This is a genomic window from Acidovorax sp. KNOB132 (assembly GCF_057541515.1).
On the sequence record NZ_BAAJYT010000001.1, the window covers coordinates 83,465 to 102,087 of the forward strand.

Sequence of the window (18,623 nt, forward strand, 5' to 3'; positions counted from 1 at the left end):
AAAAACGCGCACGCCGCGGCCACCGCGTTGCGCTGCCTTCGAGGCAGCGCATTCGCAGGTGTCGACCGCGGTGTGGCGCTGCGCATGGCTCAATCGCCGGCGCTGCCCGGCTTCGGGCTGAGTGCCACCGACTCCAGGCGGTAGGGCAGGATGCCGACGCTGCGCGCGTTGATCCGGTACGTGGTCCGCGGCTGGTTGTCGCTGTCGGTCCAATCGTCGCGCTCCTGGCGGCCGCGGACCATCACGCGCATGCCTTTGGCGAAGAGCGTGGCCCAGTGCTCGGCATCGCGGTGCCACCACTCCACCGGCGCCCAGTACCCGCCGCGGTCATCGAACGAGCCGTCCTTGTTGGGAACAGGATTGTCGAAATACACATTCAGGCGCAGGACGCGGCGCGGCTCGTCGTTGCCGTTGGCATACTCGTCGAACTCGGGGGGCGAGCCGATGTTGCCTTCGCCGCTGAAATACGTGCTCATGGGATCAGTCTCCAGGTGGGTTGAAAGGCCTGCACGGCAGGCGCCGATGCAGGTGTCGCGAATCGATCCAGCGTCCGGTCTGGCGCAGGTTCCCGCCGCGGCGGTGTGTCCTCGTGCAGGCCGCCGCTGCGTTCATGGCGCGAGATCTGCGGTGTGCGAGGGCAGGCCCTTGCGGCGCAGATGGCAGGCATGGGCTTGCTCCAGCTTGGTGGCGCAGTCCAGGGCCTGGCGGCCCAGCGTGTGCAACAGGCTCACCTGCATGTTCAGCACCACGCGCTCGACCTCCATCGCGTAGAGGTCGTCAACCAGGCTGTCCGGCGTTGCGGGGTTTTCCATCAGGCCGTGCCACAGCGCCACGCCCATCGCCGAGCGATCGTGGCTGCGCCAGCGCAAAAAAACGCGTGCCTGCGCCAGTGGTCTGCTGGGCCAGCTGGACCGGCAGCAGCAGGAAGGGATACCGGCTCGCTTGCGCCAGCACGCGCTGCTGCGCCAAGGCGGTGAGATCGTCCCGCAGCGCGTGGCACTCGCTGGCCCAGAGCGTCAAAGGTCCCTTACCTTTAAAAGGCTGTAAAAGGCCTTTTAGAGAGCCGGCCTGTCGCAGATTGCGGAAGTCCGCCTGTTCCAGGGGCACGAAGCGGCGGCTTGGTGCGCTGGTGGGTGATGCGTGGGTCATGCCGGTGTGCCTCGGCCATCTTCGCCGTCCGGTGCGGCCAATGGGCTGCCTTCGGCGGCGCCTTGAATAGCGCGGCCATCGCCCTCGATGGCGATCGCGCCGTCGTCGTTACCGCCGGCACCAGCGACATCAATGACGTTGCTGTTGCGCGCTGTCGCCGCCGGCGCCGAGCGCCGCACGATGGGTGGCGCATAGCGGGAGCGGCGCGTGCCTTCGAGCACCTCTTGCGGCAGTTCGCCGAATTTCTCCAGCGCCGCGCGGGCAGCGGCGTTCTTGGCGGCGAAGTCGTCGCGCGTACAGCCGGAGTAGCGGTACTGCTGCGCCAAGGAAAAAAAGGCTGCGCAGGGCATGGGCGCCCTCGTTGAGCCAGCGCTCCAGGGTCGAGCGGTCGATGAGTGCCGTGTGGTGCGCCAGGATCAGCTTGCGCGCCAGCTCGTCGTAGTCGGCCAGCAGATACACCGCCATGAAGCCGAGTTGCGCGTTGACGAACAGGGGCAGCCGGATGGGCTGCACGTTGAGGTTGTCTCCCAGCGACAGGGCGGGCGGCACGTCGGCCAGGGCGCTGTCCACCTGCTCGCGCAATTGCCGCAGGGCGGTGTCGGTCTGCGCGAGCTTCTCCTCGATGCGCAACATCCACCAGTCGGAATAGGGGTCGTCCTGTTCGGCGCCGCGCTTCATCTTGTTCATGACGGCGATGTAGCCGTTGAGGCCGACGATGCCCGGCCGTCCTTCGGCGGCGGCGCGGCCATGCCAGATGCGGGAGGCGTGGTGGGTGTGCAGCGTCAGCGACATCGCGCTGCGCAGCGATCCGAGATTGAGCTGCAGGGCGGGGGGATTGGAGGCTTCGGCCATGGGACAACTCGCTGAGGGATGTACGAGCCGCCAGCGTCGTCGCAGGCAGGGAAGGCTGTCCGTGAACAAAACGCAGCCCATGGCCGCCTGTTTGGTGCGGGCTGGCGCCTATCGCTGGCGCGTGCGAATGCGCGGGGCTCGCCCTGGTGCATTCGTCGGTGCGAGGTGCCAGGGAAGGCCGCGTGTTCCGCCTATACCCTGGGTCTAGTGCCATGGACCGCCAGGTATGTCTGCTGGCCTCGGAGCAGGCGTGCGCGATGCCCCGTGGGGCCTCCCGATCGCCCTGTGCCGAGGGAAGGCCGCGTGTTCCGTTGATACCCTGGGTCTGGTGCTGCCAAGCGCCATGGCGTTCCGCTCAGGGGCCGCGCAGAATGGCCCGCAGCCGGTCCAGATGGGCCTGCACCACCTCGCGGCTCGCAGGCTTGGGAGCCGCAGGGGGCGGTGGTGCCGCTGGTGGTGGTGGCGCGGTCGCGGGTGCGCCGCCGTTGGTGGCGCCCCTGGCACCGGCCCAGGCGTTGAATTCGCCACGAAGCGCTTTCTGGATGATGCCGAACAGGTAGCCGGCCGGGCTGCGCACCGCGCTGTCCCGGCAGCGTGCGGCCCACTCGTCGACCACCGCCTGGCGCTGCGCCGCCGGCACCTGCTCCAGGGCCACCAGCGCACCGGCTTGCTGCTCGTCCTTTAAGCGGAGAAACAGCGCAGGCAGGCGCAGGTCCGTGCGCGCGTGCACCCGCGGTACCGTACGTATTTCTGAGAGAGAACTACTACGTACGGTACGGTCCTGCTTCGGATTCCGAAGGGGGGCCTGCGACGCGGTTTGGCGACCGGCTTCGGAATCCGAAGCAGGGGCATCGGCCATCCGAAGGCGGCCGTCGACACCGCCTTCGGATTCGTGGGAGGGCGCCTCCTGTGGACAAGTTTCTGTGCCGTGCAAGGCGTCCATCCCGCCACGCGCCAGGCGATCGGCGAGCACTTGCAGCCGCGTGGGCAGCACGCGTCCGTTGAGCAACGGGTCCTCGGCGATTTCCTGCAGCGCGTGCAGGCCGACTTGCTTCACGGCCTTGCTGGCGTGCGTCAGGGCCTGGCTGACGAGGCCGAGGTAGCCAGCGTCCAGTTGCATCGCCTCGAACGGCGTGAGTGGTTCATCGTGGAGCACGTACAGGTTGCCCAGGATGCGCCCGGTGCGCGGGTCGCGTCGGCGGCGCACCAGGCTCAGCCAGCGCGTGAGCCGCAGCAGCGTGAGTGCGCGCGCGACGGTTTCGGTCGAGGCCTTCGGTCCGCAGGGCATGGCCGACAGATAGGGACGCAGCTGCTCGTAGGTGGGCAATGCGGTGAGTCCATCGCCTTGCAGCTGCATCCGGAACACCTGCCACGCATTGCGCTCCAGCGGCGTGAGCCGCCGGTCCAAGAAGAGCGCGCGGGGGACGCTCTCCTGGCGGTTGCCGCTGTAAAGGAATCCGTCCTGAAACGCGGGTGCCGACGGCGCGGCCGGAGGTAACGGGACGGCCCCGTCGGGTGGGTAGGGGGAAGGGGCCTGGATCTGCCGCCAGGCGTCATCGAGCACGGCCGAGAGCGGGCGCGGGCCGGCCGGCCGGGGCGTCCCCGACGTCGCCATGGCCCTACACCAGTCCTTGCGCGATCCAGCCCTGTATCGCGGCCCATACGACCGACAGCGGGAGGGCCATGTCCTGGGCCAGGTCCATCCCCACGTCCAGCATCGCCATGTCGTCTTCGAGCGCGACGCCACGCGCGCGCGCGGTGGCGCGCCAGCGCGCCCACAGGTCGGCATCCTGCGCCTCGCTCAGCACCGGGTGGCGGCCCTTGCGCTTGGGCAGGCCGAGGATCTCGCGGCGCAGCGCCACTTCCTGGTGCGACAGGCCATAAAACGTGCTGACCATCTCCGTGCTCGCGCCCAGGCGCAGCATGCGGTCCACCGTGGAGATCTCGCGCTCCACGTCCTGCACCTGGCCGAGCAATCGGCGCACGACCTCGCGGTTGACCGTGACCGAACACCACGACACCGATGCGTTGAGCAGCACGCTCACCAGGTCGGGCCGCTTGAGCGCGGCCAGCTCGGCATCGCCGAAGCCCATGGACCGGGCGCGGCGCAGCTGGCCGTTGCGCAGGTCGTGCAGCGCCTGGGCGATCACGGCCTGGTTGAGCGGGTGGGGTGCGGTCATGGCAGCAGGCCGGTCAGGTGGGCATGGCCTTGGTACCGGCCTCGGCTTCGGCCAGCCGGCGTGCCAGCCGCAGCAGGCGAAACAGTTTCACCAGGCCGCTGTCGCTGAGCCGCGGCGCGGTGCCGTGGCGCAGCAGGGGCGTCAGTGCCTCGGCCAGCGTGCAAGGCGCGGCAGGGGTTGCTGGTCCCGTGTAGCTCGCCTCCAGCGCCCGCAGCAGCGCGAGCATGGCGTGGGCCAGGGGCGCCACCGCAGGGGGTTCTTCGTCGCATGCGAATCCCAGGCCGTGGTCGGTGGCGGCGATGCGGTCGGCTGCGCTCCCCTCGGCGGCGATCTCGCGCGCGAACTGCGCGATGTGCACGCGCAGGCGATCAGGGGTGTCCAGTCCGGGATCGATGCGCCAGACGTCCGAGATGGGATAGAGGCCGCCGGCCTGCACGGGAATCGCCTGCACGACGTTGTCGGCGAAGGAGGGCGATGCTTCGCCGTGGTGGTCGGCCACCAGCTTTTGCAGCGATTGCAGGCGCTCGGTGCTCGCGGCAGGGGAGACGACGTGCTCCTGCACGCGCGCCCCCATCGGATCCGGCGTGTCGCGGGGCGAGGCGGGGGCGGCATGCTCCGCATCCCGTGCGCCGGCGGCGCGCGGGGTGGGATCGGACGGCGCGCGGGGCGCTGCAGGAGGCGTTTCAGGGCGCGTGGAGGCCGCTGCCTGCGATGCAGGCGCTACCACGCCGCCCGGGCTCGGCGAGGGTGCGGGTATGCTCAGCAGGGCCCGCTGGCGGCTCTCCACACCGGCGATGTCCAGGGCCAGCGTGTCGTAGTCCGCCTCCAGCCACTGCGCCATCTGCCCGATCAATTCGTCCTGCACGCGCTCGTAGGAGAAACCGTCCGGCAGTGCATCGAAGCCCGAGAGCACTTCCTGGAACAGGTCCGCGAATTCCATCGTCGTCGCCTGCGCGATCGCGCGCTGCGCCCAGGCGTGCTCGCCGGCCTTGCGAAGCAGCGACAGCCGCTCCACTTGGTGGCGCCCCAAGCCCGCGTAGAGGAGCGAGGGAATCGCGGGCAACAGGTACTGCACGGCGTCTCGCATCCGGCTGATGTGGGGCTGTGGCACGGGGTAGCCATCGGCCGCCAGGCGCCGCGCCAGCTCCGCCTGCGTCATCGGCTTGCCGCCATTCTCCTGTTCGTAGAGTTCGCGGGCCTTCTCCACGCCGAGCGCACGCTCGATGAAGGTCAGGCTCCCATGCAGTTCGTTCTCGGCCAGATGGCCGGTGAGGGCGATGATTTCGCCTCGGACGGGCCAGGGCCGGAACAGGCAGGGAATGCGGAAAAACCGCTCGTCCTTGGTCTCGGCCCATAGCTCGCGCAGGATCGCCAGCCGCGTGTTGCCGCCGTTGCGGATGGTGTAGTGGGCCTCGCCGGGCCGGCGTGTGATCGCGGGCGCCGCATCGAGACCGCGCTCGCGGATGGAGGCCTTGATCTCGGCATAGAGAGGATTGACCGTGACGCGAGGGTTCAGGTTGTAGGGGCGCAACTGGTCCAGCGTGACCACCATGGGGGTGTCGGCGATGGGGTCGGTCAGCGCGTCGGCGGCGGGGCCGCTGCGCTGGAAGGTCTCGGCCAGGAGCTGGCCGGCAATGTCTGCATCCTTGCCGTGCGCCATCACGGCCTCCCCTGCCCATCGGGGCGCGTGTCGCATACAGCCCGTCGCTTGTCGGTGCGAACCAGGGTGCCCGGGTCATCCGGCACGCCCAGGTGGATGGCCGGCAGGCCTGCCTTGCACAGCCGCGGGAAGCCACCCGCGTTGGCCACGAGCTCCCAGCCTTCGCCGCGGGCGAACGCCACCAGCCGCTGCAGCGCCGTGCGGCGAGCGGACGGATCAGTTCGCGCGGGCATGGATCGGCTTCCCTGTGACCTGCTCGAAGCGGTCGCGCCACTGCGGGAACAGTTCGCTCGCCAACGCGCGCTGGCTCTCCAGCGCGGCGGGCGCCGAGCGCCCGTGCGGACGCCGGGACTCGACGCGGTGCACCGGCAGGCCGCGCAGCGCGGCTTTCGGATATGCCTCGATCGCCGGGATCGCGGTGTCCAGCACCTGGATGCCGGGGCGCTGTTGGAAGATGCCGCGCAGCGCCTGCTGGATCTGCCGTGCGTTGGCCGAGACCGGGTGGACCCGGTTGATGAGCAGGCGCAGGGGCGGTGGCTCGATCCCCAAGTGGCGGTACGGTGCGATCTCCTCCATCAGGTTCAGGGTGCCGCGCTGCAGCTCGCGCGCGGCGAGGATCTCCGGCGTGACCGGAGACAGCGACAGGTCCGAGGCCAGCACGGCCATCTCCAGCAGCACGCTGCGCGCGCCCTGCGTGTCGATGAGCAGCAGGTCGTAGTGCGGCCGAAAGAGTCCGAGCAGGTTGCGCAGCCGCAGCCGACCATCGGCCGCATGCAGCAGCAGCGTATTCAGTTGGCCCTGCGCGTCATTGGACAGCACCAGGTTCAGGCCCCTGACGGCGGTGCGCGAGACGAGCACGCCGAGGTCCTGCGCGTTGAAGGCGAGCAATTCGTAGATGCCGCCGGCCGCACGCCGATCGAGCGGGAAGTAGCTCGAGAGGGTGGGCTGAATGTCCAGGTCCAGCAGCAGCACGCGCAGGCCGGCGTCGGCCATGAATCCGCCCAGGTTGGCTGCCGTCGTGGTCTTGCCGACGCCGCCTTTGGTCGAAATGATCGAGACGACCTGCATCGCGTGCGCGCGGCTGAACGTGCCGGTCATGCGCGTTCCCGGCCGGCGAGCCACTGGTCGATTTCATCCTCGTACCAGCCGACCGCGCGCACACCCAGCCTCACGCGCTGGGGGAACTTCTTGTCCTTCATCAGGCTGTAGATGTGGGCGCGTTTGAAGCCGGTCCGGGCTTCGACCGCCGCGCGGCGCAGGATGCGGCGGTTGGATTGCGTTGCGGACGTGGTGGTGGGTGCGGTGGGCGTGTTCCCCGGTGGTGTGCTCTGCAAAGACATGGTGGCCATTCCTGACGCTCGCTGGCGTTGTGCGGACAGGGGCCAGTGGAATCGCCCTTACTTCGCTTGAACACCGCAAATGCGGTTTTCCGGACCGCACATACGGCCTTGCGCAGGGGGTGGATGGCGTGCAGCGACCTGCCGCTTGGCCTGGGCGAACTTGGACTGCAGCGTGCGCTCGGTCAGGCCCATGAGCCCGCCGTGGTAGGCCAGCATCGCGCTGATGATCGCTTCCTGTGTGCGAAACGCCGAGTACGGTTTGCCCGAGGGCGCATCGCCCAGAAGCAAGGCGAGCAGCGCGCCGATGATGTTGAGGTAGGTCGTGTCTGCGCGGTGGCTGATCGCCATGGTGCTGGAGGGGGCCTGCGCTGCGGCCAGGTCCGGCGCCGGTGCCGGTGCCGGTGCCGGCGCGACCGCAGGGGCCGCGGACTGCCGGGCCACCAGGCCGTTGTAGCTCGCCTGGAGGATGCGGTTCTGCTGCTGGCACTGGCGCAAGAGCGCGTGCAGGGCCGCCCGCTCCGTGAGCAGGGCCTGGCCAGCTTCCACGGTGATGACCGGGTGCGTGGCGCGCTCGGCGGCCGTGAACAGGAACCGGGGCCGCTCGCCGGGATAGCAGCGCTGCATCCACGTCCGCAGATCCAGGTGCCGGACGGTCACATCGCCCTGGTCGATGCGGTCGGCGCTGCCCTCGCAGCTGCAGCGATAGGCGCTGCGTGTGGTGATGCCGTTGCGCCCATGCGGCAACTCATCGTTGAGGATCGCGTCGTAGATGCGCTCGGCGTTCAGGCGCAGCGCGGGCCATCGCGGGAAATCCTGGGCGGTGGGCGTCTGTCGTCCGCGCAGGGTGTTCAGGATCGCAGGTTCGTGGCGGTGCAGACCACTCCACCGGATGGCGGCTTCGATCGGGCGGTAATAGACTTTGCACAGTGGGCTTGAAGGGCCTTCTTGTGTCGAGAGCATCTGTCGCAACTCCTTTGCGAACTCCTGCCTCCCCCCTGTTGCGCGAGCGCGCTCATTTTTCTGAAGTGCGGGCGTCCGTCGCCCCACTTCATCCCCCCTCAAATGCTTGGCTTGTCAGAGTCCGAACTGCGGGAAAAAAGCGGTTTCGCAGCAGGTTCGATCGATTGGCGTCGGAGCCGTACCCGCTGCTTGTTCCACTAGATAGAATCTTTGCCGGCGTCCGCGCGGTAAATCCCCCGCCAGTGGGTTCCGTGTAACGGCTTGTGCTGTCTGCCTTGCACACTGCGCCCAAGGCGGGGCGGGTGGGTTGGATCAAGCCGCGCGACGGGGGGCTCACTTCACCAGCGCACGCCTTCGAACGGATTCCAGCTGGTGCTGCCCTTGACCCGATCCAGGTAGTACGCGTAGTTGGCCGTCATGCCCACAAGCAGCGAGTACGCCATGCCGAAGGCACGCAGCGCATAGTCCGGCAGACACAGGCTCAAAGCGGCCACGGCCAGCGACAGGCCGATCAGAACCAGGGCCTTGCGCCAGAGCCCGAGGATGAAGAAGTAGATGAACCCGAACAGGAACGCGTAGAAGTTCATGTTCATCTTGATCTTCGTGCCCAAGGACAGCTCCTTGGATTTCATTGCGGTCTTGAAGGTCGCAGACTTCGGTTCGCCGTGGCGATCATAGAAGTTGAAGCGGAACTGCCAGGTGGGGCTGTACTGCGAGTAGTCCTGAACTGCTTCGCTCATCGGGGCTTGGGCCTTGTGTTGGTCAGGGAATTGGAGGGGTGCGTCGCGTTGCGCGATCCCGGCTGCCTGTGCGGTAACGGGCGCCTGCATTCGTGCGGTAGCTTCCGCCCAATCGTGTGGTCGTCTTCGGAAGGGGCTCGCCGAGAGCGGCTGCCTGAGCCGGGAAGATCCGCGAACGCACCGTCGGATCACGAAACAAAGACCGACCGCGCGCAATGCGGCGCTGATACGTTTGCTCACGAAATCGCGGCGGGACATCGTTGTTCGCCGCGGACCAGCGCGGGCCCTGCGTGGGCTGGTGCGATGGCGTCAGGCGTTGCCGACGCGGGTGCCCAGCATGCCGCGCTCGAAAAAGGCGCTGGCAGCGGGCCGGTACAGGAAGAACGCCACGATGGCAAAGAGCAGCGCGCCGGGAATCAGTGCGAGCTTCATGGGTGATGTGGCGAATCCGATCACCATCCCGAGAATTCCCCAGCCCACATAGAGGGACCGGCCCCACGCGCGCGCTTTCAAGATTGCGAAGGCGCAGGCCAGTTGCACGCCAAGGCCGAAGTAGCCGATCGCGTACTGGACGGACAGTGGCAACACGCTCTTGCGCATGATGTCCTCGGTCGCCGCATTGCCATGGGATGCGATGAAGCCGATCAGGGAAATGGCGCAGGAAGCGATCAGCAGCCACGCGATCACGGTGAGGGAAGTGGGGCGGCTTATCTGCATGGTCTGTCCTTGAGTGGGTTGCGATGGCGCACGCGGCGCGGGTCACCTACTAAAAGACGAACGAGCGCAACCCATCCCCCATGCGTGTCAGCGCGCGTGAAGGATCACCTTCCCATCGCGGGTTTCCGCGCGCAACGGGTAGCTGCGTTCCAGCAGCCGTGCGAAGCCTTGCGCATCCCTCCAGCTGAAATGCCCGCCGATGCGAAGCTGTTCCAGCTTCGGGTCCGCAAGGACCAGCGGCTCGCGGCTGAAACGGTTGAACTCGGCGACGACCTGTCCCAGCGGTGTGTCGGTGAAGGTGAGGTAGCCCGAGCGCCATTCCAGCTGATGTTCTGCCTCGTCCAGGCTGGCCGTCTGCACCCGCACGCCCTGCGCTTGGGCGACGGCGATGCTGCCGGCAGGCATGAGGATGGACGGCTCGCGATGCCCCCCGGCCGGATCCGTTTCCAGCCGAACGGTGCCCTCGGTGACGACGACCCGCAACGCTGCGGCATCGCGGCGCACGGAAAAACGCGTGCCCACGGCCACGATGCGCCGTGCACCCGCCTGCACCACGAAAGGCCGCGCCGGGTCCTTGGCAACGTCGAAGATCGCTTCGCCGTGCCGGAGTTCGACGTGGCGCTCGGCGCGGCGCAAATCGACATCGATGCGGGTATCGCCACCCAGCGTAGAGCGCGAGCCATCGGCCAGGGCCACCGCGTGCAGCGCGCCGGGTGCACTCTCATAGACCTGGCGGGCCGGGCCAGGGGCCGGTGGGCGATGCAGCGGTGCCATGGCGACAGTCGCGACCATCGCGCCGGCCACCATCGTGACGCCGAGCGCGAGCATCGTGCGGCGCCGTGTCCGGGCAGCGGGAGGACGGACGGGAGCGAAGCGCAGTTCGGACCATCGCTCGTCGGAGGGTGGCGGATCGATGGCCGCGGAGGTCACCGCCGGCAGACCGGTCGGCATGCCCCGCGGCGGGCTCGTGCGCGGCGGCAGGCCGGCGGCCACCGCCTTGAGCCGTTCGGCGTCGCGCCAGGCCGCTTCCAGGCGCAGGAAGGCGACGCGGTGCGTGATCGTCTGCAGCCAGGCATCGAGATCGGATTGCGTATCCGCGTCCCACGGCCCGCTCTCGCGCCGCGTCAGCCACCGCGCGGCCTGCTCTTCAATCTCCCTGCTGTCCATCGCGCAACGGTCTGCGGGCTCCGGCTGGTGCCTTGGGCGGCAATGCGGCTGAGCCATGGTAGTGCTCGGCCAGCAGGCGCACGCCCTTGGCCATGTGCTTCTCGACGGTCTTCTCGCTGATCCCCAATTGCACGGCGACCTCCCTCTGCGACAGTTCCTGGACGCGGCGCAGCCATACCACGTCGCGGCAGCGGTCCGGCAGTTGGTCGAATGCATGCACCAGGCGCGACAGCAGCTGTCGGCCGCCCATCCAGCGCTCGGGAGTGCACTCATCTATCAAGACGCGCAACGAGTCCGGATCACCCACTGCCTCGATGGAGACGACACGGCTGCGGCGGATGCGATCCGTGACCAGGTGGTGTGCGGTGCCGAAAAGGAAGCCCCGCGGTGCATCGGGCAGTCCCTTCAGCGCGGACTCGTAGACGCGCGCATACACCTCCTGGCGCAGGTCGTGCACGTCTTGCGGATTCGGCCAGCATCGTCGCAGATAGGCGACCAGTTCGGCTTCGTGGACCAGGATGTGCTGGACGAACCAGTCGTCGATTTCGCGGGACATGCAGTAACAGTAGCGCAATGGCTCGCGGCTGGCATCCCTTCGCTGCCGCATGGACCGTCGGTAGGGAAGCGTCCTGCCTGCTCGTCTTGAACAAGAGAGGGCAGCGTGCTTTGACGGTATCCACGACACGTGGGTGCGGTCGGCCATAGGTCAGTGGAACGCACCCTGCGCATCCCGGTGCCATGGAGCCTGCATTGGCAGAATGCCTGCCATTGCGTCCAGGCAATGAAGGCGCCAGACGCACGGAAAACGAGATGGACATCAAGACCTACCTGATCGTGCGGCACGCGCTGGTGCGCACCGGCTTGCACATGATCCTGTCCCGAGAGCCGGACATCCTCGTGAAGGGCGATGCGGGCACCGGGCAGGAAGCGCTGCCGCAGATCCGGCGCCTGCGGCCGGACGTCGTGATCTGCGACGTCAACCTGCCGGACAGCGGCGCGATGCAGATCCTCCCGCACCTGGTGGAGCGCCCAGGGCGCGGGCCGCGCATGGTGATCCTGTCCGAGTTGGAGGACGGACCCTGGCCCCGGCGCATGCTGCAGGCGGGCGCCTGCGGTTTCATTGCCCTGGGCAGCGAAGTGCGCGACCTCCTGCGTGCAGTGCGAGAAGCGTCGCTGGGGCGGAGCTACCTCGGGCGATCAATTGCCAATCGCCTGGCGCTGGAGGCAGCGCGAGGCGAGGAAACGCCATTCGATGTGCTTTCACCGCGCGAGATGGAGGTCGCCTGGCTGCTGGTGCAGGGACTGCGGCACAAGGAGGTGGCCGCGCGACTGGGCATCGACGCGAAGACGGTGGCGACCTACAAGGCGCGACTGCGCGCAAAACTCGGCATCCGACACAACGTGGCGTTGGTACGAATGGCGCAGCAGTACGGCTGGGTGGAGGAGAGGGTGGTGTTTCCATCCGCGCGCGACTAGCGCGCGGCTGTTCTTGTGCGGACAGCGCTATCGCAGGGGCGGTGGCACACCGCGCATGTGCGCAGATGGGGGAAGCGCGGTCGCTGTTCGTCTTTGATGGAGGGCACGGCTGCCTGTGGATTCGCCGCCACAACGGCCTCGCCAGCGTGCGAAATCGCTCTCCCAAGCAGTCAGCGGCGTTTGCAGCTCAACCGTAGATTCCCATTCGGCGGGACGCTATCAAATTACAAATTGTTTCAAAAAAGAAGATTGTTCAACAATTTTGAGCACGTCCATTCATCGCCGTTGTCGCATAGCATCCGCGCCTTCGAAAACAGGGAAAGTTCGGGATGGGAGAAGTACACGCGGCGCCTGCGGGCGTGGCCGCAGGGATGGCGCACGCTGTTTCGGCAAACGAGCGGCATGGCCCCGTTGATGGCGGCGGATTCGCAGCACTGTGCCTCATCGCGCGGCTGCACCAGGTGGCGGCGGATCCTGCCACGCTGAAGCACCAGATGGGCTTGCAGCCCAGCGAAACCGCCACGATGCAGGATCTGGTCCGCGCGGCCAAGCACATCGGCCTGAAAGCCAAGATCAGTGTCACCACCCCCGACCGGCTGGCCCTCAGCCCCTTGCCGGCCCTGGCCATGGTGCGCAACGCGGCCGGCGAGGTGCGGGCCATCGTCCTGGCGCAATGCAACGGCCAGCGTGTGCTGCTGCAAGACCCTTCCGCCGGCCCCGGCGGCAACCGCCCCACCATCGAATCCCTGGAAGACTTCGCTGCGCATTGGACCGGCGATTTGCTGCTCATCACCAGCCGCGCCAGCCTGGCGGGCGAGCTGGCCAAGTTCGACTTTTCATGGTTCATTCCCAGCCTCGTCAAGCACCGCAAGCTGCTGGGCGAGGTGCTGCTGATTTCTTTCATGCTGCAGCTCTTCGCGCTGATCAGCCCCTTGTTCTTCCAGGTGGTGATGGACAAGGTGCTCGTCCACCATGGCGTGACCACGCTGGACGTGCTGGTCATCGGTCTGGTCGTGGTGGTGGTGTTCGAGAGCCTGCTGAACGGCCTGCGCGGCTACGTCTTCAGCCACACCACCAACCGCATCGACGTGGAACTGGGCGCGCGGCTGTTTCGCCACCTCATGCAACTGCCGCTGTCGTACTTCCAGGCGCGCCGCGTGGGCGATTCGGTGGCCCGCGTGCGGGAGCTGGAGAACATCCGCAGCTTCCTGACCGGCAACGCCCTCACCGTGGTGCTGGACGTGCTGTTTTCCGTCATTTTCATCGCCGTGATGCTGTTCTACAGCGTGCCGCTCACGTTGATCGTGCTGGTCAGCCTTCCGCTGTATTTCGGCCTGAGCCTGGCCATCGTGCCCGTGCTGCGTCGCCGGCTGGACCACAAGTTCGCGCGCGGCGCGGAGAATCAGGCCATGCTCGTGGAAACCGTCACCGGCATCCAGACCGTCAAGGCCAGCGCGCTGGAGCCTTCGTTCGCCCGCCGCTGGGACAACCAGCTGGCCGCCTACGTCAGCGCCAGCTTCAAGACGCAGAACGTCGCCGCCTGGGCGCACGAGGCCGTCAACCTGATCGGCAAATTGGTGAACGCCGCCACCCTCTGGTACGGGGCCCACCTCGTCATGGACAACCAGCTCACCGTGGGCCAGTTCGTCGCCTTCAACATGTTCGCGCAGCGCGTGGCCCAGCCCATCATGCGCATGGCCCAGCTGTGGACCGATTTCCAGCAGACCGGCATCTCCATGGCGCGCCTGGGCGACATCCTCAACACCCGCACCGAAGTGCCGCCCTCCAGCGCCGCGCAGCTGCCCCCCATCCAGGGCCGCATCACCCTGGATGGCGTGCACTTTCGCTACCGGCCTGAGGCCTCGCCCGTGCTGGGCGGCGTCAGCCTGGACGTGCGGCCTGGGGAGGTCATCGGCATCGTGGGCCGTTCGGGCTCGGGCAAGAGCACCCTCACAAAATTAGTGCAGCGGCTGTACGTACCGGAGCAGGGCCGTATCCTGGTCGATGGCATCGACATCAGCCTCATCGATGCCGCCCAACTGCGCCGCCAGGTGGGCGTGGTGCTGCAGGAGAACCTGCTGTTCAACCGCAGCGTGCGCGAGAACATCGCCATCGCCGACCCCGCAGCACCCATCGAAGCCGTGGTGCACGCCGCCCGTCTGGCCGGCGCGCACGACTTCATCAGCGAACTGCCCGAAGGCTACGACACCCTGGTGGGCGAGCAGGGCGGCAGCCTGTCGGGCGGCCAGCGCCAGCGCATCGCCATCGCGCGGGCCCTGTTCACCAACCCCCGCATCCTCATCCTGGACGAAGCCACCAGCGCGCTCGACTACGAGAGCGAGGCCATCATCCAGCGCAACATGGCGCACATCTGCCAAGGGCGCACCGTGCTCATCATCGCCCACCGCCTGAGCGCCGTGCGGCATGCGAACCGCATCATCGTGATGGACAAGGGGCGGATCGTCGAGGCCGGCCCCCACGATGCGCTCATCCAGCGCCAGCAGGGCCTGTATGCCCACCTGTGGCGCATGCAGGACGGCAGCCAAGCCGCTCCCGCTGCCGAAGGAGCGATCGCATGACGGACACCGTGATCCCCAGCGCCGCCATGCCTTCGGATGCCCCTGGGAAGGTGCCACCTGCCCAACCCCAGAAGCAGCGCCATCCCGGCATCGAACTGCTGGGTCGCTACCGCGCCGTCTTTCGTGCCGCCTGGGCACACCGGGCCGAACTGGCGGGCCCTTCGCGCCTGGCGGACGAGCAGGCCTTTTTGCCCGCCGCGTTGAGCCTGCAGGAAACACCGGTTCACCCGGCCCCCCGGCGCATCGCCTTCGTGCTGATGGCACTGTTCGTGATCGCGCTGCTGTGGGCCATCTTCGGCAAGATCGACATCGTGGCCGTGGCGCCCGGGCGGGTCATCGTGAGCGACCGCACCAAGCTCGTGCAGCCACTGGAGAACAGCGTCATCCGTCGCATCCTGGTCAAGGACGGCGACCACGTGCAGGCCGGCCAGCCCCTGCTGGAGCTGGACCCCACCGCCGCGCGGGCCGACAAGGCCAGCTTCCACGAAGCACGGCGGTCCGCGGATTCGGAATGGGTGCGCAGCCGCACACTCCAGTACCTGCTGTCGAATCCAGATCGAATCAGCACGGGCGGGTTGGCGTTGGCCAACCGCTTGACGGCGAAAGACGTGCCCGGCGAGTGGAGCAAAGAAGAACTCACCGAGGCCAATGCCCAATTGGCTGCCGAGTGGAGCGACATCACCGCGCGCTTGGCCAAGCTGGCCGCAGAACGCCAGCGCCGCCAGGCGGAGATGGCCACTGTGCACGCCATGATCGGCAAGCTGGAGGCCACCGTGCCCATCGCGCGCCAGCGCGAGCAGGACTTCAAGGCCCTGGCCAACCAAGGCTTCGTGTCGGGCCACGCCAACCAGGACCGCACGCGCGAGCGCATCGAACAGGAGCGGGACCTGGCCACCCAGCAGGCCCGGCTGCAAGAGGCCCAGGCCGCCCTGCGCGAGGCCGAGCAGGCCCGTGGCGCCTACCTGGCCGAAACCCGCCGCGCGTTGAGCGATCGCCAGGCGCAGGCGGACTTGAAGCGCCAGCAATCGGGCCAGGAACTGGCCAAGGCCACCCAGCGCGAGCGGCTTGCCACGCTCACGGCGCCTGTGGCCGGCACCGTGCAGCAACTGGCCGCCCACACCGAAGGCGGGGTGGTCACCGAAGCCCAGGCGCTGATGGTGATCGTGCCCGACAGCGCCGGCGTGAGCGCCGAGGTGACGCTGGAAAACAAGGACATCGGTTTCGTGGCGCCTGGGCAGGAGGTCGCCATCAAGCTGGAGACTTTCCCGTTCACCCGCTACGGCACCGTGAAGGCCACGGTGGACAAGGTGACGCAGGACGCGGTCACCGACGAAAAGCGCGGCGCGATCTTCCCGGCGCTCATCACCTTGAACCAGAGCCACATCGACGTCGACGGCAAGGCGATCCGGCTGGCGCCGGGGATGAACCTGACGGCGGAGATCAAGACCGGGCAGCGGCGGGTCATCGAGTACCTGCTCAGCCCGATCCAGCGGGCGGGCAGCGAGAGTTTGAGGGAACGCTGACGGCACAACTGGCGCGATCAGTGCGGCGCACGGGACCGTAGTCGGTTGCCACTCGCCGCCTTCCAACGTGGCACAGGCAGCACAGCGTGGCCGCACCACGAAACACCTCCTGCGAGCCATCGCACAGCCGCGGCTGTGAAGCGATGGGCGTGGGTTTTACAGATCCATTGACAGATCCATTGAAAACGAAAGGAATCCCGATGAGCAGCAACAACAACCAGAACGCCCCCGCCGTTTCGTGGCGCTTCCAGGGCACCCAGGGAGTGACGCCCTGGAAGGAAAGCTATGCCGAATCCACCCTTGCGGCGGAGGTCGCCAGCGCGATGGTGCTTCCTGCTGGCGGCACCGCTGCCGCACCCGCGCTCTCTGCCGCCGCGCAGGGAGCGCGGCTGACGCAGGCCGCTATGGCACAGGCGACGGCCACTGCGGCAGACACCGTGCAATGGAACCTGGAGGCGTTGCACTCGCGTGGCCAGAACGGCGTGCTGGGCGAACGAGTTGCCTCCGAGGTGGCTTCGCAGACCATCGTCAGCGTGGAGAGCATGCGCCCCTACGCTTACGAGTTGGGCGTGGACGCAGCACAGGACGCAACGCTCTCAGAGCGCACCAAGCCGCTGGAGTGGTCGGCGGGCGAAGCAAGCATGGAAAGCACCCGTCCCTATACGACCGACAGCGAAGCGCTGGCGATCTTCGAGTCCAACAAGCCGATGCAGCTGTCGGATGTGGCGGACGGTGCAGGAACGACCAAGCCGCTGGAGTGGTCGCCCTCCATGGGCAGCGCATTGGAGCAGCCCCTCGCGCTGGCACTGGAAGGCAGCGCACAGCAATTGCTGCAGGCCATGGCGGGCTTTGCGCCATCGGCGATGGGGACGGCGGCAACGGCTTCGGCGACCCAGGCGGTGTTGTGGAATCAGGCGATCGCCGTGGGGGCGTGATAGCCGTCGTGGGCATCGGAGTGTCGACCAGCGTGTCCAAGCGCTGCACGCGCCACCACGATTTGACTCAAGAAACCAAGGAAGAAAGGGAAAAACAGTGAGCGATGCGATACGGGCATGCCAGCGAAAGCGCGGCAGAGCCGGCAACCACTGGTTTGCTATGGAAAGAGTAGCAATCAAGGCAATCAGCACTAGGCATCAGTGCAATTGGATTCAGATAATCGAACCCAGGGAATGACGATGAGCGCTTCGACGCATTCAAACGGCCGGCAGGGAAGTCGGGCTATGGCAAAAAACGCATTTGATTCAAGGAGTCCGGCATGACTTTCGATGCCAACGATATTTTCAAACTCATCCTCGGGGTGATTTGCGGGGCATTCGTTTTCTGCATGTTGCTGGTTTTTCTTTTCAACAAATCACCCAGGGGAAGGCAGAAGGGGGCGCTATGGGTCGTGGTGTTATTCGCGGGTGGGCTGATCTGGGGCTATATCGCGCTGGTCGGCAAGCCACGGCGCCTTGCCGCCGAGGAAGCCCGAAAAAACAATGCCTTGACTCAGCAGCAGATGAAAGAGCGTTACGCCAAGGGGAAGGCGATTTTCGACGAACGATGCAAAAGTGCGGAGGAAAAGATTAATCGGACGGTCGAGGGGGTTGATGGCGTTCTATTAACGAATGTGCGTGGATCGGACATGAGTGAAAGAAATTCAGATCCCTATTGGCCGGATGCGGGCTTGGCGCAGCAATATGGAGGTGATTCTTACATTCGATCTTTTCTTGAATGGGAGCATCAACAGTCGCCTCCTGAACGAGGTGTTCTCAATACATACTCCAAAAGTGCTAGAAATTATCTTGTCACTCAAGGTTATTCTTATATAGATGTCAAAGAAGATGACGGTATATACAGGTATCGCTTGAAAAATCCGCCTTCTTCAGAGATGTCAAAAGATTTATTGACCAAAGCACCTGCACGTTACGCCGTTTCCTTCGAGAACATCATCAACCCCGCCGATCGTGAGTATTGGATCGCAGGCACCACCGTGATGATTACGGATACAAAGACGCAGGAATTGATTGCCAAGAAAACCTGGTATTCCTTCGAGCCTGGTTTTGGTAGTCACGCAGGTAATCGCCAGCCTTGGCGTTTTGCAGTCACTTGTCCAGAGAATAAAGGATGGGCTGAGCGCGCGCCAACCCGTTTTTTTTGTCGATCAAATCTTGAAGCCAAAGCAAGGTAATTAAAATGGCCAACGAAATCCAAACCTATGTGAAATACACGAATCTGCAAATGGCGGCAGAGGCTTTTTTTATTGCCAAAAGTCTCTTCTCCGGGGAGAGCTGAAGGTCT

The 18,623-nt window shown here is 66.4% G+C and carries 17 protein-coding genes and 2 pseudogenes; 5 read left to right on the forward strand and 14 right to left on the reverse strand.

The window, feature by feature from the left end:
• Positions 1–89: 89 nt before the first annotated feature.
• The 14 genes and pseudogenes from AC27IO_RS00435 to AC27IO_RS00500 form a co-directional block, all read right to left on the reverse strand.
• Positions 90–476, reverse strand: coding sequence for a single-stranded DNA-binding protein (locus AC27IO_RS00435; RefSeq protein WP_274340461.1), 387 nt, complete (start codon positions 474–476; stop codon positions 90–92).
• 132 nt (positions 477–608) lie between these two features.
• A pseudogene (locus AC27IO_RS00440) lies at positions 609–1,149 on the reverse strand (DUF3158 family protein).
• A pseudogene (locus AC27IO_RS00445) lies at positions 1,146–2,001 on the reverse strand (PFL_4669 family integrating conjugative element protein). Before AC27IO_RS00445 ends, AC27IO_RS00440 begins: the two co-directional pseudogenes overlap by 4 nt.
• A 355-nt stretch (positions 2,002–2,356) precedes the next feature.
• Entirely contained in the window at positions 2,357–3,616 is a 1,260-nt protein-coding gene (locus AC27IO_RS00450; RefSeq protein WP_498736647.1) for an STY4528 family pathogenicity island replication protein, read from the reverse strand.
• 4 nt (positions 3,617–3,620) lie between these two features.
• Positions 3,621–4,181, reverse strand: a complete 561-nt coding sequence (locus AC27IO_RS00455; RefSeq protein ID WP_274340464.1) for a DUF2857 domain-containing protein — start codon at positions 4,179–4,181, stop codon at positions 3,621–3,623.
• A 13-nt stretch (positions 4,182–4,194) separates the two neighbouring features.
• The gene (locus tag AC27IO_RS00460; RefSeq protein ID WP_498736649.1) at positions 4,195–5,841 is read right to left on the reverse strand and encodes a ParB family protein; all 1,647 of its coding nucleotides are present in this window, start codon (positions 5,839–5,841) and stop codon (positions 4,195–4,197) included.
• Positions 5,841–6,074 (reverse strand): hypothetical protein, encoded by a 234-nt coding sequence (locus AC27IO_RS00465; RefSeq protein WP_498736651.1) that lies wholly within the window; start codon positions 6,072–6,074, stop codon positions 5,841–5,843. Before AC27IO_RS00465 ends, AC27IO_RS00460 begins: the two co-directional genes overlap by 1 nt.
• On the reverse strand, positions 6,058–6,909 hold the full coding sequence (locus AC27IO_RS00470) for a ParA family protein (protein ID WP_498736679.1): 852 nt from the start codon (positions 6,907–6,909) through the stop codon (positions 6,058–6,060). The genes AC27IO_RS00465 and AC27IO_RS00470 overlap by 17 nt, the downstream gene beginning before the upstream one ends.
• Positions 6,910–6,935: 26 nt before the next feature.
• The gene (locus tag AC27IO_RS00475; RefSeq protein WP_498736653.1) at positions 6,936–7,181 is read right to left on the reverse strand and encodes an AlpA family transcriptional regulator; all 246 of its coding nucleotides are present in this window, start codon (positions 7,179–7,181) and stop codon (positions 6,936–6,938) included.
• A gap of 57 nt (positions 7,182–7,238) precedes the next feature.
• Positions 7,239–8,141: a hypothetical protein gene (locus AC27IO_RS00480; RefSeq protein ID WP_498736655.1), complete on the reverse strand. Its 903-nt coding sequence runs from the start codon at positions 8,139–8,141 to the stop codon at positions 7,239–7,241.
• Between the two features lie 338 nt (positions 8,142–8,479).
• The gene (locus AC27IO_RS00485) at positions 8,480–8,881 is read right to left on the reverse strand and encodes a DUF2628 domain-containing protein (RefSeq protein WP_498736657.1); all 402 of its coding nucleotides are present in this window, start codon (positions 8,879–8,881) and stop codon (positions 8,480–8,482) included.
• Positions 8,882–9,190: 309 nt separating this feature from the next.
• Positions 9,191–9,568, reverse strand: coding sequence for a hypothetical protein (locus AC27IO_RS00490; protein WP_498736659.1), 378 nt, complete (start codon positions 9,566–9,568; stop codon positions 9,191–9,193).
• Between the two features lie 117 nt (positions 9,569–9,685).
• A complete protein-coding gene (locus AC27IO_RS00495; RefSeq protein ID WP_498736661.1) occupies positions 9,686–10,765 on the reverse strand; it encodes a FecR family protein in 1,080 nt (359 codons plus the stop codon).
• The gene (locus AC27IO_RS00500) at positions 10,746–11,321 is read right to left on the reverse strand and encodes an RNA polymerase sigma factor (protein WP_498736663.1); all 576 of its coding nucleotides are present in this window, start codon (positions 11,319–11,321) and stop codon (positions 10,746–10,748) included. The genes AC27IO_RS00495 and AC27IO_RS00500 overlap by 20 nt, the downstream gene beginning before the upstream one ends.
• A 254-nt stretch (positions 11,322–11,575) precedes the next feature.
• Between AC27IO_RS00500 and AC27IO_RS00505 the strand changes: the two genes are divergently transcribed.
• The 5 genes from AC27IO_RS00505 to AC27IO_RS00525 all read left to right on the forward strand — a co-directional run bounded on the left by AC27IO_RS00505 (position 11,576) and on the right by AC27IO_RS00525 (position 18,513).
• Positions 11,576–12,241 carry a LuxR C-terminal-related transcriptional regulator gene (locus AC27IO_RS00505; protein WP_498736665.1) on the forward strand — a complete coding sequence of 222 codons (666 nt, stop codon included), beginning with the start codon at positions 11,576–11,578 and terminating at the stop codon, positions 12,239–12,241.
• Positions 12,242–12,612: 371 nt separating this feature from the next.
• On the forward strand, positions 12,613–14,820 hold the full coding sequence (locus AC27IO_RS00510) for a type I secretion system permease/ATPase (RefSeq protein WP_498736681.1): 2,208 nt from the start codon (positions 12,613–12,615) through the stop codon (positions 14,818–14,820).
• A gap of 26 nt (positions 14,821–14,846) precedes the next feature.
• Positions 14,847–16,343 (forward strand): HlyD family type I secretion periplasmic adaptor subunit, encoded by a 1,497-nt coding sequence (locus AC27IO_RS00515; RefSeq protein ID WP_498736683.1) that lies wholly within the window; start codon positions 14,847–14,849, stop codon positions 16,341–16,343.
• Positions 16,344–16,543: 200 nt separating this feature from the next.
• Complete coding sequence (locus AC27IO_RS00520) at positions 16,544–17,278, forward strand: hypothetical protein (RefSeq protein ID WP_498736667.1); 735 nt, start codon at positions 16,544–16,546, stop codon at positions 17,276–17,278.
• Positions 17,279–17,598: 320 nt separating this feature from the next.
• Positions 17,599–18,513, forward strand: coding sequence for a hypothetical protein (locus tag AC27IO_RS00525; protein WP_498736669.1), 915 nt, complete (start codon positions 17,599–17,601; stop codon positions 18,511–18,513).
• Positions 18,514–18,623: the final 110 nt, after the last annotated feature.

Coding starts and splice junctions, on each gene's coding strand:
- AC27IO_RS00435 (WP_274340461.1), bottom strand. CDS start 476: ATGAGCACGTATTTCAGCGGCGAAGGCAACATCGGCTCGCCCCCCGAG.
- AC27IO_RS00450 (WP_498736647.1), bottom strand. CDS start 3,616: ATGGCGACGTCGGGGACGCCCCGGCCGGCCGGCCCGCGCCCGCTCTCG.
- AC27IO_RS00455 (WP_274340464.1), bottom strand. CDS start 4,181: ATGACCGCACCCCACCCGCTCAACCAGGCCGTGATCGCCCAGGCGCTG.
- AC27IO_RS00460 (WP_498736649.1), bottom strand. CDS start 5,841: ATGGCGCACGGCAAGGATGCAGACATTGCCGGCCAGCTCCTGGCCGAG.
- AC27IO_RS00465 (WP_498736651.1), bottom strand. CDS start 6,074: ATGCCCGCGCGAACTGATCCGTCCGCTCGCCGCACGGCGCTGCAGCGG.
- AC27IO_RS00470 (WP_498736679.1), bottom strand. CDS start 6,909: ATGCAGGTCGTCTCGATCATTTCGACCAAAGGCGGCGTCGGCAAGACC.
- AC27IO_RS00475 (WP_498736653.1), bottom strand. CDS start 7,181: ATGTCTTTGCAGAGCACACCACCGGGGAACACGCCCACCGCACCCACC.
- AC27IO_RS00480 (WP_498736655.1), bottom strand. CDS start 8,141: ATGCTCTCGACACAAGAAGGCCCTTCAAGCCCACTGTGCAAAGTCTAT.
- AC27IO_RS00485 (WP_498736657.1), bottom strand. CDS start 8,881: ATGAGCGAAGCAGTTCAGGACTACTCGCAGTACAGCCCCACCTGGCAG.
- AC27IO_RS00495 (WP_498736661.1), bottom strand. CDS start 10,765: ATGGACAGCAGGGAGATTGAAGAGCAGGCCGCGCGGTGGCTGACGCGG.
- AC27IO_RS00500 (WP_498736663.1), bottom strand. CDS start 11,321: ATGTCCCGCGAAATCGACGACTGGTTCGTCCAGCACATCCTGGTCCAC.
- AC27IO_RS00505 (WP_498736665.1), top strand. CDS start 11,576: ATGGACATCAAGACCTACCTGATCGTGCGGCACGCGCTGGTGCGCACC.
- AC27IO_RS00510 (WP_498736681.1), top strand. CDS start 12,613: ATGGCGCACGCTGTTTCGGCAAACGAGCGGCATGGCCCCGTTGATGGC.
- AC27IO_RS00515 (WP_498736683.1), top strand. CDS start 14,847: ATGCCTTCGGATGCCCCTGGGAAGGTGCCACCTGCCCAACCCCAGAAG.
- AC27IO_RS00520 (WP_498736667.1), top strand. CDS start 16,544: ATGAGCAGCAACAACAACCAGAACGCCCCCGCCGTTTCGTGGCGCTTC.
- AC27IO_RS00525 (WP_498736669.1), top strand. CDS start 17,599: ATGACTTTCGATGCCAACGATATTTTCAAACTCATCCTCGGGGTGATT.